The organism is Echinicola shivajiensis, from assembly GCF_018642165.1.
GTDB classification, from domain to species: Bacteria; Bacteroidota; Bacteroidia; order Cytophagales; family Cyclobacteriaceae; genus Echinicola; species Echinicola shivajiensis.
Genome location: NZ_JAHHZM010000008.1, coordinates 230781 through 244872, shown reverse-complemented (window position 1 = coordinate 244872; position 14092 = coordinate 230781). Strand labels below are relative to the sequence as shown.

The 14092-nt window shown below is 39.1% G+C and carries 11 protein-coding genes; 5 read left to right on the top strand and 6 right to left on the bottom strand.

Annotated elements, in window-relative coordinates; genetic code table 11:
* The 5 genes from KMW37_RS14725 to KMW37_RS14705 form a co-directional block, all read right to left on the bottom strand.
* Nucleotides 1–483: a GAF domain-containing protein gene (locus tag KMW37_RS14725; protein ID WP_215225402.1), complete on the bottom strand. Its 483-nt coding sequence runs from the start codon at nt 481–483 to the stop codon at nt 1–3.
* Nucleotides 484–509: 26 nt separating this feature from the next.
* Nucleotides 510–1538, bottom strand: coding sequence for a bifunctional diaminohydroxyphosphoribosylaminopyrimidine deaminase/5-amino-6-(5-phosphoribosylamino)uracil reductase RibD (gene ribD / locus KMW37_RS14720; protein ID WP_215225401.1), 1029 nt, complete (start codon nt 1536–1538; stop codon nt 510–512).
* Nucleotides 1539–1569: 31 nt separating this feature from the next.
* Complete coding sequence (locus KMW37_RS14715; protein WP_215225400.1) at nt 1570–2370, bottom strand: DUF4382 domain-containing protein; 801 nt, start codon at nt 2368–2370, stop codon at nt 1570–1572.
* A 174-nt stretch (nt 2371–2544) separates the two neighbouring features.
* On the bottom strand, nt 2545–3381 hold the full coding sequence (locus KMW37_RS14710; protein WP_246581506.1) for a DUF4382 domain-containing protein: 837 nt from the start codon (nt 3379–3381) through the stop codon (nt 2545–2547).
* Between the two features lie 251 nt (nt 3382–3632).
* Nucleotides 3633–4697 carry a carbohydrate-binding family 9-like protein gene (locus KMW37_RS14705; protein ID WP_215225398.1) on the bottom strand — a complete coding sequence of 355 codons (1065 nt, stop codon included), beginning with the start codon at nt 4695–4697 and terminating at the stop codon, nt 3633–3635.
* 175 nt (nt 4698–4872) lie between these two features.
* Here KMW37_RS14705 and KMW37_RS14700 point away from each other — a divergent pair, with 175 nt between their 5' ends.
* The 4 genes from KMW37_RS14700 (at nt 4873) to KMW37_RS14685 (ending at nt 12799) form a co-directional block, all read left to right on the top strand.
* Entirely contained in the window at nt 4873–6219 is a 1347-nt protein-coding gene (locus tag KMW37_RS14700) for a deoxyguanosinetriphosphate triphosphohydrolase (protein ID WP_215225397.1), read from the top strand.
* An 892-nt stretch (nt 6220–7111) separates the two neighbouring features.
* Entirely contained in the window at nt 7112–10498 is a 3387-nt protein-coding gene (gene ileS / locus KMW37_RS14695) for an isoleucine--tRNA ligase (protein ID WP_215225396.1), read from the top strand.
* A gap of 40 nt (nt 10499–10538) precedes the next feature.
* Nucleotides 10539–11180, top strand: a complete 642-nt coding sequence (locus KMW37_RS14690; RefSeq protein WP_215225395.1) for a lipoprotein signal peptidase — start codon at nt 10539–10541, stop codon at nt 11178–11180.
* A gap of 167 nt (nt 11181–11347) precedes the next feature.
* Nucleotides 11348–12799, top strand: a complete 1452-nt coding sequence (locus KMW37_RS14685; protein ID WP_215225394.1) for a sulfatase — start codon at nt 11348–11350, stop codon at nt 12797–12799.
* A gap of 67 nt (nt 12800–12866) precedes the next feature.
* Here the strand turns inward: KMW37_RS14685 and KMW37_RS14680 are convergent, their stop codons facing one another.
* Nucleotides 12867–13187 (bottom strand): hypothetical protein, encoded by a 321-nt coding sequence (locus tag KMW37_RS14680; protein ID WP_215225393.1) that lies wholly within the window; start codon nt 13185–13187, stop codon nt 12867–12869.
* Nucleotides 13188–13409: 222 nt separating this feature from the next.
* Between KMW37_RS14680 and KMW37_RS14675 the strand changes: the two genes are divergently transcribed.
* Nucleotides 13410–13976: a uracil-DNA glycosylase family protein gene (locus KMW37_RS14675; RefSeq protein ID WP_215225392.1), complete on the top strand. Its 567-nt coding sequence runs from the start codon at nt 13410–13412 to the stop codon at nt 13974–13976.
* The last annotated feature ends 116 nt before the right edge of the window (nt 13977–14092 follow it).

The following is a 14092-nucleotide window of genomic DNA, read 5'->3' as shown; positions in this document are numbered from 1 at the left end:
TTATAAACATTGCTCAACTATCTTCATCAATTTTTCCAATTGCTCGGCATCGGTTTGATCAAAGTCATTTAATTGGTCGCTATCTATATCTAAGACTAAAGCAACTTCATCATCCTTAAAGGCAGGTAGGACGATTTCTGATTTAGAAGCAGAACTGCATGCAATATGGCCAGGGAATGCATCTACATCCGGTACCAGCTGGGTTTGGCCTTCAGCCCATGCTGCTCCGCAAACCCCTTTTCCTTTGGCAATTCGTGTACAGGCAATCGGTCCTTGGAATGGCCCCAAAACCAATTGTTCTCCTTTTACCAAATAAAAACCTACCCAAAAAAAATCAAAGGCCTCTTTAAGTACAGCGCTTATATTGGCCAGGTTGGCGGTAAGGTCTTCCTCTCCACTGACCAAAGCTTCAATTTGAGGAAGTATTGCCTGATACTTTTCGGTTTTGCTAGCATTTTCAGGAAGGAATATAGATTCAGCCATTATTGATTGTTGTTTTGTTTTAAGAATTAATTTCCAGACCTATAGATTTCAAGCCGATCGCCCATGATGTCCTCAATTTCTCGAGGGGGCAATGAAATTTTTGGAGCTGGAATGCCAGTTTCAAATTGACTTTGGCCAGTAAACACTCTGGCCTCGTCCCAAAGTTCACTTTGGATGAATTTTTGTAACAGATGTGAACCTCCTTCAATGATAATGCTTTGCACTTTCCTTTGGTGCAGGTCTGAAAGAATATCTTTTATGGTAAAGTCAGGTTGAAGCTTTACATAATTAAGGTTCTCTTTTTCTTCATCCAATAATAAATTATAGCAGATGGTTGGTATGCTTTGATCAAAAAGTGCAAGGCTTTTATCAAGCGTCAGTTGCTTGTCCAGAACAATCCTAAGTGGATCTTTTCCCGTCCAGTCCCTGACATTCAGTTTTGGGTTATCAAAATGGGCAGTTTTGGTACCCACCATGATGGCATCTTCCTCAGCTCTCCATTTGTGCACCAACTGGCGACTATAGGCATTGGAGATCCATTTACTGTCATAGTCTTTCCTGGCAATAAAGCCATCTAGGGTTTGTGCCCATTTGAGGATAATGTAAGGCCTTTGTTTTTCTATAGCCGTGAAGAAACGCTTGTTTTGTGCTCTGGCTTCTTTCTCCAGCATGCCCGTGACTACTTCTATGCCTGCATCTTCAAGGGTTTTAATGCCCTTGCCTCCAACTAAAGGATTACTGTCAAAAGCAGCTATGACTACTTTTTTAACTTTTTTTTCGACTAGCAGATTGGCGCAAGGAGGGGTTTTCCCAAAGTGCGCACAAGGTTCCAGGCTGACATAAACCGTGGATTCCTTCAGCAGCTCAGGTTTATCCACACTGTTGATTGCATTGGGCTCGGCATGGGGTCCGCCATATTGCTGGTGGTAACCCTCTCCTATTATTTTATCCTTGTGCACAATTACACAGCCTACCATAGGGTTTGGGCTGACCTTTCCCCTGCCTAATTCAGCCAGTTCAAGTGCTCTGAGCATAAAGCGTGAATTCTCTTTCATTCAAAAAAACAGTTGCTAGTGAAGGGATTGGTTAAGGTTTGCTAAGGAGAATGGTTTCCATTTGAGACAGCGAATCGATTTTAGTAATAACCGTGGTGGTGCTGTCGAGGTAAGGACTTGCAGGATGAAAATATATTTTATATTCACCGGCTTTTAATCCCCGGAAATAGAAATTTCCACTTTCATCCGTTAAGGTGGTAAGGGTATCTTGACCCAAGATGGCATGGACAAAAGGTTGGGCATCTATAGGAGTTACTTTTCCTTTAACTGCGGCTTCTTCACCTGTTACAAATGATCTTAGAACGGGGCTTAAAAGAAAGCTTTCTTCTGAGTTGGGGTCTGCTTTAATAGATCGGCTTAAGTCCATATCCAGATAAATATCATAGGAATTTCCTCCCCTTAGAGCATATTCTACATCTATAATGATTTCATTTCCTACTTCTGGGGCCAAGTTGAGAGGGAGTCTATCCTCATCTTTGATTAGGTAATGTTCTTCTCCCAAAACCAATTTTATTTGACTGATATTGCCTAAAGATAGTTCGCTTCTTCCTAGGATTAATTGGGTTTCTGCTACTAGGGCACTCACATTCACCATATTGCTTAGGGGAATATAATCAAAAGGAATCCACCCTTCTTTTCCACCGCTATTGCCTTCTTGCAAAAAAACTTCTACTCTTAAGATCTCTAGCCAGGCTTGGTCAAAGTCACCAGGTGCATCTATCAAATAGATGTTTACCAAAGACCTTTTTTGATTCACAGCATCTTCTAAACAGGAGCTAGTAAACACCAAAAAAGGAAGTATTAATATGAAAATTTGCTTGATTTTTTTCATGACCAAGGTTTGAAATATAAGGTATGAACGAAAGGCTTATCCGATTTGGATACGATCACCCCACAAAAGTAACCATTTCAAGGGGTAAATTGGGCCAGTAATCCCTCAAATATTTATAAGCACAAAAAAAGGAGTCCTAAGACTCCTTTTTTGTAAAATTATCTAATAATGTGCTTACTCTCCAGCCTCTTCTCCTTCAGTCGGGGTTTCTTCTTCAACAGGTGTCATTTCTAGTTCAACTGGATCTAGAATAGTTATTTCTCCTGCTACAGTAGGTATATTATAAATTGTATCAGCTTCATAGCCATCTACCGGTTGGAAGATAACCTTATATTCTCCATCGAGTAAGCCTCTAAGAGCAAAACCTCCTAGTTCGTTGGTGTAAGTCCTTACAGTATCTTCGCCTTGGATGCCAATTACCAATGGATCAGCTTCTAAAGGCAATACTTGACCTTCAATGCTTGCAGACTCTTCAGCCACCACTCTCAATACTGGCTTCAGAATATATTTTCCAGAATTTCCAGCTTCTACAATTGACTTGGCAGCATCAAAATCGATTACGATTTTATACTGGATGCCAGCAAGTAATTCCTGGTTTAATTTTAGTTTCAGGCCACTTTGCTGAGCACTTGGCGTGGTAAGTTCGAATTCTTCCTCATCAATTACTAGATAGTTGTCATCTCCTAATAATAGTCTGATTTGAGTGATTTCCCCAGCTGGAATTTCCTCAGTTCCTAAATCAGCCTCTTCTCCACCTACCAAAGAAAGTAAGTTGATCTGATCATCCATGATTTCATTGTCAAAGGTAATCCATGCAGACTCATCATTTTCATCATCATCGTTTGTCAATACCTCAACTCCTAAAACCTCAATCCATACTGCATCATAGTCAGCAGGTGCATCGATTAAGGATACACTAACTTTTGCATTACCTTCCATAGCCGGATCATCATCTGAATTACATGAGGCAAAGGCCAAAAGTCCGGCAAGTCCAAAAATCCAATTTTTCATTTGTAAAGATTTCATAATGTTTAGATGTTGGTTTAGTAGATCAATACTTACACAAAACTTATGCCATAAACATCTTTTTGATGTTGATTGTAGCTATTGACCTAATAAAAGTTATGTTTTTGGGTATTAGTAGAAAGCTTTAGATGTATAGAACGAATTTATGGCTTTGAATATTATTACGTTTTCATGATAATAAAAAAGGCAACAAATCATCCGTTGCCTTTAAATAATTTGTCAATTAAGAATATGTTTTAATCTTTCCAGACTTTGCCATCTTCAATAATGTGCCAAGTTTTGTCGGAAACTAAAGAAGGGCTTGAAATCTTAAATCTGGTTTTGCTTACTTCAAAGTCAAATTGTTCACTTTCAATATTTTGGGGTATTGCTAATTCGTCTATGGTCTTGGCAAAAGAGCCATTTTTATGATAATACGCTTTTTGTAGGAAATAAATTTTTCTCAGGTCGTCCTTGACCTTTTCGTCTTCACTAAGTTTGAATTCAGTCTTTACATGCCCCACTGTATTTTCGGAGAATTGTAAGTATCCCCATTGTTCAGGCATATGCATGTTGATTTTGCCTTGTGGAGACCAAACCCAATTGTATTCTGGAAAAGGCTTGCCTGTTTCAGGATTGATTTTTTTTACGTATTGACCGTTTTTAACCTCGAGCTGCCATTGTACCCTGGAAAAATTGATACGTAATTGATCTCCATCATTAGGCGCACTATAGGAAGGGCCTGATTGGGATAGGGCTTTCCAAGGGATCGCTAACTCTACTGTCCATGATTCATCTATATCTTCAGGCTTGTTCAGCGTGCCATTCAATTGGATTCCTTTTTGAAGTCCATTGATGTTCCATCCATTGATAGGCGAGGCACCATCTCTATATGGTTTGGTTATCATCAGGTCCCATTCAGTACCAAGGGCATTGATTTCCAATTCGTAATAATTATGTGTATCCCCATTGGTATCTATAAATATCTCAATGTCGTTTTCATGAAATATTACAGATTCTCTCTCTTTGTAGGTGGCCCAAAGGTGTGGCTCTTCCATCCAGAAGGCTATATAAAGATGCTCGTCGTCCCACAGCATTTTCATTTTACTGTCATAGAAGGGAGCTGGCTTATGTTCTCCTTCAATGTCTTTGAACAGTTCAGACCATTCCGCTCTTTTCCAATCTTCTTCATCTAATTTGCCATCTATAACCAGTTTTTCTTCTGGTTTGTAGGCCACATAATGTCTTCTGTCTGCTGCTTCCTGTGCCAAAAGATAGGAGCTTGATATAATGGTCAATAGAAGTAGTAATGCCTTCTTCATTCTTTGAATATTTGTTAAATCTGCTAAATCTTTGCTAAGATATTTAATTATGTTCTGCTTGCTACTGCTTTTGTAGTAAATTATCTTCTTGTATAATGCGAAGGCTAAGCTCAAGGCATGGATATTTTATAGTTAAATATCGTAAGATTTTTATTAGGGATCATTAATTTTGGACATGATGAATTGGGAACAGCTGCTCAGAGCTGGCAGGTCAGATCTTAAAAAGAGGACTGAATCTAGCCCTGACCAATATAGAAGTGAATTTGAAAGGGATTATGATCGAATTATTTTTTCGGCCCCTTTCAGGAATCTACAAGATAAAACACAGGTATTTCCATTACCAGAGCTTGACTTTGTGCATACCAGGCTAACGCACAGCTTAGAGGTTTCAAGTGTGGGAAGATCATTAGGGAAATCGGCTGGAGAATACTTGGTGCAGAAATACCCTGAGCTCAAGGAGAAAGGGGTTAAGTCCAGTGATATTGGGGCCATTGTTGCTGCGGCTGCATTGACTCATGATATAGGAAATCCTCCCTTTGGGCATTCCGGGGAAGATGCCATTTCTGATTTTTTCAAGTTTCATCCTTGTGGCCAACTGTGGAAAACTCATTTGCATGAGGGAGAGTGGGAAGATATGATCAGTTTTGAGGGGAATGCCCAAGGGTTCAGAATGCTTTTGGAAAAGGATAATGGACTTCAGCTTTCCTTTGCTACATTAGCTGCATTTACCAAATATCCTCGACCCTCAAAAATTGAACAAAAGGATAAAAGTAGGAGAAGCCAAAAGAAGTATGGTTTCTTTGCTGATCAAATTGGGCAGTATCATAATTTGGCAAAACTGCTCGGAATCCCTTCATCTGGCAAGGATACTTGGTATAGGCATCCTCTTGCTTTTTTGGTGGAAGCTGCTGATGATATTTGCTATAGTATCATTGACTTAGAGGATGGCTGTACATTAGGCTTGGTCCAACTGGAAGAGGTAGTGACCTTATTGGCGGAGATCATTGGGGAGCGTTTTGATGAAGAAAAACTTAATTCCTTAAATTCTAAAGCTCAGAAATTAGCGATTCTAAGGGCCATGGCCATTAGCAGGCTGATAGATGAGTCAGTGGAATGCTTCAAGAAATATGAAGAACAAATGCTCTCAGGAGAATTTGACAAGGCCTTGACCGATATTATAGATTCAGCCCATGTATTGGAAAAAATCAGTAGGCTTTCTATCAATAAAATCTACAGATCCCAGCCTGTGTTGGAAAAGGAAGCAGCAGGTTTTCAGGTTTTGGAAGGTCTACTGGAAGTTTTCTCAAAAGCCTTGTACCATAAATATTATGATAGCGAAAGGTTTTCTGGACAGGATAGAAGTATTTTAAGGTTGCTGCCAGAGGAATTTAGGACAAATAAAGAGGCATTGATGCCTTATTTGCTTTTGAGAAATTTAATTGATTTTATCTCAGGAATGACTGATAAATATGCCCTTTCTCTTTACAGGAAAGTTAAAGGAATTTCATTGCCAGGGGCTTAAAAAAATAGGCCAGGGAACTGACTTTCGTCAATATACCCTGGCCATCTGCGGTTGATTTTACTCTAATATTTTCTTTAACAGCTATTTACGTGCCAAACTCTTTGTGTTCCAAATAAAATATGATTTTTCTGCTTTGATTTAATACAGAAAGGAATATTGTTTACAATTTTAATGTTTTTGGGAAATATATTTTTATAATCGAAACATTGTTATGAAAATTTAAACCCATTTACCTATATCTTAGTTCCCGGAGTCTATATTAAAATTGTCAGATAGATTTATTTCAGTCTGTAACATATATCCCAAGGTTTTGAATAGCATTTGGGTTTCTAGTATAATTGGGTTATAACCGATAGTTTCTTGTGATTATTCTCACATGTATGAAAATAGGAGAAATTAGCCTAGCCCGTATTAGTTGGTTAATAAATTGGTGAGATTATTAGCGTTAAGCTAATAGTTTATAAGGTCAAAAATCACGTGAGTATATCAGGTGAAATATGTTAGGGAAAGACTTTTGGGGAAGTTTTTTCTATTGTGGTCACGCTAAAATACTAAGATGCTTATTACTGTTATATGTGCCTGTCTTTGTTCTTTTTGTCCATAAAATATTTAGCTATTAAATAATTTATCCCGTATAAGATTAAGGGTTAATATGAAGCCTGGGTCATTGCTTACAGGAATGCGTGGAAGTATTTGGACAGTCAGGAGAGTGAATGGAAGAGCACTGGCTTTTACCAAAAAGCGAGTTTTTCTATTTTCTACATACATAAACCCTACTTTTCTATTAACTTTGTGCCTGCTTTTGAAAGGATTACAGGAAAGCTGAATTGTTTCAGTTGGCCAAAGTCCTTTGCAGCCAAATAATTGAATAAGAAGTAATCATATAGATATCGTGAAAAAATATCAGGAGTTCAAACAAGTAGATTATCCCGGGATAGGAGAAAGCGTACTGAGTTACTGGCAGGAGAACAAGATTTTTGAAAAGTCTGTAGAGAACCGTGAGGGCGCGGAGACCTTCACCTTCTTCGAAGGACCACCATCTGCCAACGGTACTCCGGGCATTCACCACGTAATGGCCAGAACCCTAAAGGATATTTTTTGTAGGTACAAAACCTTAAAAGGCTTTCAGGTAAAAAGAAAAGGCGGTTGGGACACCCATGGTTTGCCTGTGGAATTACAGGTGGAAAAGGAATTGGGCATTACCAAGGAAGATATCGGTAAGAAGATCACTGTAGAGGAGTACAATAAAAAATGCCGTGAGACGGTCATGCGTTTTAAGAATGAGTGGGATGATCTTACTGAAAAAATTGGCTACTGGGTAGATTTGGATGATCCATATATCACCTTTGACCCTAAATATATTGAATCACTATGGAGCTTGCTCAAGCGTCTATATGAGAAAGACCTTTTATACAAAGGTTATACTATTCAACCTTATTCACCAGCTGCAGGGACTGGACTTTCTTCTCACGAGCTTAACCAGCCAGGTTGCTACAGAGATGTGAAGGATACTTCCATTACAGCGCAGTTTAAAGTGAAGGGCCGCGAAAATGAGTATATCATTGCCTGGACGACTACCCCTTGGACCTTGCCTTCCAACTCAGCATTGGCCATAGGTGAAAAACTCGACTATGTAAAAGTTAAGACCTTTAACCCTTATACTTATCAAGAGCAGACGGTAATTTTAGCCAAAGCCAGAATAGGTGCTTTCTTCAATAAGAAAGCAGAGGGATTAAAGATAGAAGACTATAAGCCAGGGGATAAATTAATTCCTTTTGAAATCATTGAAGAGTTCAAAGGAAAGGACATGTTGGGAATGGAGTATGAGCCACTTTTCCCAATTGAAGGAATCGCTCTTCCAAGTCCTGCATTTACAGTTATCTCTGCAGATTATGTAACCACTGAAGATGGTACAGGTATCGTACACCTTGCCAAAGCTTTTGGTGCGGATGACTTTAGGGCATTGGTTCAGGCTGGTGTTCCTGGCGTTTTTGTCAAAGACGAGCAAGGGAATGAGATTCCTGTGGTGGATAAGCGTGGTAGATTCCTTCCTGTGATAGGGGAGTATTTACAAGCTAAAATGAAAGAGCATGAAATCACTGCCCATAAAGAGTATGGCGTGGATGATTTCTATGTGAAGAATTACCTTAAGGAAGATGAGAACGCAGCGGAATATAAAAATACCGATGTGATCATTTCCATCATCCTGAAGAATGAAAATAAGGCCTTTAAGGTAGAAAAATACGAGCACAGTTATCCACATTGCTGGAGAACTGATATGCCAGTGCTTTATTATCCTTTGGAAAGCTGGTTTATCAAGACCACTGCTTGCAAGGATCGTTTGGTAGAGTTGAACAAGACCATCAACTGGAAGCCTGAAGCAACCGGTACAGGTCGATTTGGAAACTGGCTTGAAAACTTGGTGGACTGGAACCTTAGCCGTTCCCGATTCTGGGGTACCCCACTTCCTGTTTGGAGGAATGAGGATGCTACTGAAACCAAATGTATCGGTTCAATCGCAGAGCTGAATGAAGAGATTGAAAAATCCATAGAAAAAGGTTTTATGACCGAATCACCTTTCAAGGGTGAGGAAGTGGACCTTCACAGACCTTATGTGGATGATGTTATTCTCGTGGATTCCAATGGACAGAAAATGTTCCGTGAGCCAGATCTTATCGATGTTTGGTTTGATTCGGGAGCCATGCCATATGCTCAATGGCATTATCCATTTGAGAATGAAGAGATCTTCAAGGCCAATTATCCAGCTGATTATATTGCTGAGGGAGTGGACCAAACCAGAGGTTGGTTCTTTACCCTACATGCTATTGCTGTAATGTTATTTGATAGTGTTGCTTTCAAAAACGTTATTGCCAATGGTCTTGTACTTGACAAAAATGGCAACAAAATGTCCAAGCGATTGGGCAATGCTGTTGATCCATTTAAGACCTTAAAAGAATATGGACCAGATGCCTTGCGTTGGTACATGCTCTCCAATGCCAATCCTTGGGATAACTTGAAGTTTAACTTGGAAGGTGTTGCAGAAGTACAACGTAGGTTCTTTGGTACCCTTCAAAATACCTATAACTTCTTTGCATTATATGCCAATCTCGATCACTTCACCTATGATGCCAGCAAAATGGTGCCAGTGAGTGATAGACCAGAGTTGGATCGTTGGATTATTTCAAAACTACAGTCCTTGATTGCAGAAGTAGAAAGCTCCATGGACAATTATGATGCCACCAGGGCTACCAGGGCCATTATGAATTTTACCGTGGACCAATTGTCCAACTGGTATGTGAGATTGGCTAGAAAACGTTTCTGGAGAGGTGATATGAATGAAGACAAGCAGGCTGCTTATGAGACATTGTATGAATGTCTTACAACTATCTGCCAGCTGATGTCTTCTTTTGCTCCTTTCTATGCGGACTGGATGTACAAGAATTTGACTGATGGTGCCAAGGAGGCTGGACAGAAAATTGCCGAGTCTGTGCACTTAACTGATTGGAATGCTGCGGATGAAGCTTTGATCAATAAAGATTTGGAGACTAGCATGCAGTTGGCGCAGGATATTTCTTCATTGGTTCACAGCTTGAGGAAAAAAGACAAGTTGAAAGTTCGTCAGCCTTTGCAGAAAATCTTGATACCTATCCTTAGTGAAAAGACCAAGGAGCAAATTCAACACGTAGAGGAATTGATCAAGTCCGAGGTGAATATCAAGGGCGTTGAATATATTGATGATGCTTCTGGTATTTTGGTGAAAAATGCCAAGCCAAACTTCCCTCTTTTAGGAAAGCGTTTTGGTCCAAAAATGAAGTTGGTAGCTGCTGCTATCAACCAATGGGGCCAGGAAGAAATCGCTAATATCGAAAGAAATGGATCAGTTGATATTGATCTAGATGGGGAGAAGGCAGCACTTTCACTGGAGGAAGTATTGATTACTTCACAGGATATTCCAGGCTGGTCTGTTGCTAGTGATAATGGCATTACCGTGGCCTTGGATGTTACTTTGACTGAGGAGTTGAAGCAAGAAGGAATAGCCCGTGATCTAGTGAACAGGATACAGAACCTTAGAAAAGATATGGGACTAGAAGTTCAGGATAAGATCACCATTAAGGTGGCCAAGTTGAATGAACAAGTAGATCAGGCATTGGTTAATTTCTCTGAATATATCCAATCAGAAACTCAGGCATTATCCTTATCCGTTAATGGAGATGTAGTAGAGGGAACCGTCTTGGATATGGATGATTTCGAACTTAAAGTAAAGGTAGAAAAAGTATAATAGTGGCTATAGCCCCATTCTTCTACTGAAAAAATAGCTTATGAAATATTTAAAGTATTTTGGGATAACCTTACTGGTCATTATAATCGATCAGATTGTCAAGCTGGTCGTGGATGCTAATATGCAGATGGGATCGGTAGGCCAGATCAAAATTATTGGCGATTGGTTCAAGTTGCATTATACTACTAACCCAGGTATGGCATTTGGGATGGAATTGGGTTCTGAGTATGGGAAATTGATCTTGACCAGCTTCCGTTTAGTGGCTATGGTGGGGATAGGCTATTACCTTTACCATCTTATTGAAAAGAAAGTACATACGGGTTATATTGTTTGTATAGCGATGATCCTGGGAGGGGCTATCGGGAATTTGGTGGACAGTGTGTTCTATGGTGTTTGGCTGAACAATGCACCAGCAAATGCCAATACCCCTTGGTTTCATGGCCAGGTAGTAGATATGTTCTATTTTGATATTTGGGAAGGTTGGATTCCTGAATGGGTGCCACTTTGGGGTGGAAGTTATACCGCTCTTTGGCCAATATTCAATGTAGCTGATGCTTCCATCTTTATAGGAGTTGTTATTATTTTGCTTTTCCAAAAGAAATTCTTTGCAGAACCGGAGGAGGGAAAAAAGAAGGAAATTGAAGAGGATGAAATCCAGAAGCAGTTTATAGAAGAGAAATAAATTAAGGGTCCTGATTAATATCAGGGCCTTTTTTAATGTTTATTAAGGGGGATAGTTTTTTTGAATTTGTTTTTTATTTATAAATGATTTTGTAGAGTTTATAATTTCGCAGTATTATTGATTGTGATTAACCCTACCTACCTTTTTATTATTTAATTCACTTTGTGATGCGTTTTATCTTCTTAATTGGTCTGATATTTATTGGACTTGGTTTGATCTCCTGTGGGCAAGAAAAGCAAGTAGCTCCTAATATTGTCTTTATTTTGGTGGATGATCTTGGGTGGGCTGATCTGGCCTGCTATGGCAGTGATTTCTATGAAACCCCCAATATAGACGCACTGGCCAAACAGGGAATGCGTTTTACCTCAGCTTATGCAGCATCTCCGGTTTGTTCTCCTACCAGAGCTGCTATTATGACAGGCAAGTATCCCAGCAGCGTGAATATCACAGATTGGATACCTGGACAAGACCCAAAAGGGCGAAAATTATTGGGGCCTCAGGATAGGAATGAATTGGCTTTGGAAGAAATTACCATTGCGGAGCTATTGAAAAATGAGTGCTATAAGACATTCTTTGCTGGAAAGTGGCATTTGGGAGATAAGGGTTTCTTTCCGGAAGATCAGGGTTTTGATATCAATATCGGAGGTAATCATAAAGGAAGTCCTGTCAGCTATTATTCCCCTTATCATAATCCACAATTGGAGGATGGTCCTGAAGGGGAATATTTAAGCGATAGACTGGTAGATGAGTCCATCAAATTTATGGAGTCAGCAAAAGAGGATCCTTTCTTACTATACTTGTCCTTTTATAATGTTCATACGCCGATCCAGGCTAACAAAAAATATGTAGAGCATTTTAGGAAAAAAGCAGAAAAGCTCGAGGAAATTGCTGATAGTGGGTTTAGAATGGAGCATGATGGATTGACCAAGCTAAGGCAGGACAATTTTGAATATGCTTCCATGATAGCCGCAATGGATGAAAATGTGGGGAGATTAATGGATAAGTTGGAAGAGCTTGGATTGGATGAAAATACTTTAGTGGTGTTTACTTCTGATAATGGTGGACTATCCACCTTGCAAAATAACCGAAAGGCACCTACTTCTAACGAGCCTTTGAGGGCTGGAAAAGGCTGGTGTTATGAAGGTGGAATTAGGGTGCCCTTGATCATTAAAGGGCCTGGGATTACACCAAATTCAACATCCGAAGAACCAGTGATCAGTATAGATTTTTATAATACGATTTCCGAAGCGGTTAACGTTTCCAAGGATAAAATTCCTGAAAATGACGGAACTTCTTTGATGCCATTATTGAAAGGAAACAAATCACTTGATCGAGAAGGCCTTTATTTCCATTATCCCCATTATCATGGTAGTGCCTGGGAACCTGGCGCAGCTGTTAGAAAGGGGGATTATGTTTATATTGAGTTTTATGAGGATGAAAAAGTAGAATTATATAATATAAAGGAAGACTTAGAAGAAACGAATGATTTATCTTCAAAAATGCCGGAAAAAGTAGCGGAGCTGAAAACTGTTTTAAATGAATTTCATGAAAAAACAGGTGCTCAATTTCCGATTAATAATCCTGAGTTTAATAAGGAAAAACCTAAACGTGATCATTAATCATCAAATGTAAAAAAAGCAGCTATTGAAAATAGCTGCTTTTAAAATGGTTGCTTGTGGTTAAATATTATGATTCAATAATTTCATTGCCTTCGGCATCATATTTTTTGGTTGTGGAGTCTTCTTCCATTCCAAATTTGACCTCATAGGTCACAGTGCCATCAGCATTGAGCGTTTTATAAGCTTTTGAGATAGACAATGATTGGGTTTCTTCACTTTCCGTAATGGTGTCTTTTACAGCCTGAGGAAGATCTTCAGCTTTGATTTCTTCTTTATTATCCTGTACAGTTTGCACTAGGTCAAACTCAGGATTGGTTAGAATGTTTGAAGCTTGAACTCCTGCAAATGTGAAGGTTCCTAGGGCTAATACTAAAGCTAATTTTTTCATGGTTGTTAAATTTTAAATTGGTTAATTTAGTTTGTTTTGGATTACTGTATTGTAATCTCTTGAATACAATTGTTCAGCAATTATGCCAATACAGAAATGGCCTTAAAACCTATTTTAACAGGGGTAGTAAGTTTTTTATTGTGTTATTATTGGTCAAGTTGGGGAATTTATTGCTGTGTATTTTAATTGGTATTAATATTGATTTGAAAAATAGGAATATTTATGGATGATCTTCTTTGTGATATTAAGGCATGTACTCTTTGTAAGGAACATTTGCCCTTAGGACCAAATCCAGTTGTGCAGGGAAGTTTGGAGAGTAAAATAGTGATTATTGGTCAGGCACCAGGAAAGATTGTCCATGAAACAAGTATTCCTTGGAATGATAAAAGTGGGGATAATCTTAGAAGCTGGTTGGGAGTGGATCGAGATACTTTTTATGATCCGGCAAAGATTGCATTGGTACCCATGGGATTTTGTTATCCCGGAAGGGGCAAGTCGGGGGATTTACCTCCAAGGCCTGAATGTGCTCCACTTTGGCACCCAAAACTTTTGACTTTTATGGAGGAGGTAGAGTTTACTATTTTGGTAGGGAATTATGCACAGTCATATTACTTGCAAGAAAAGCAAAACTTGACAGATACTGTAAGAGCGTATCAGAAGTATTTGCCAGATTATTTTCCGCTGCCACATCCCTCGCCAAGGAACAATATTTGGCAAGCTAAAAATCCCTGGTTTAAACAAGAAGTGCTGCCTGCTCTTCAAGAAAGGGTAGCAGAGGTTTTAGGCTAATATGTATAGTTATTAAGTAATCAAGGCAAAAATTTATATGTATATCCGCAATTGCACCAGTAAATGTTAAAAGGGAATCGAAACGATCCCTTTGATGAAAGTATCAATTACTTCGG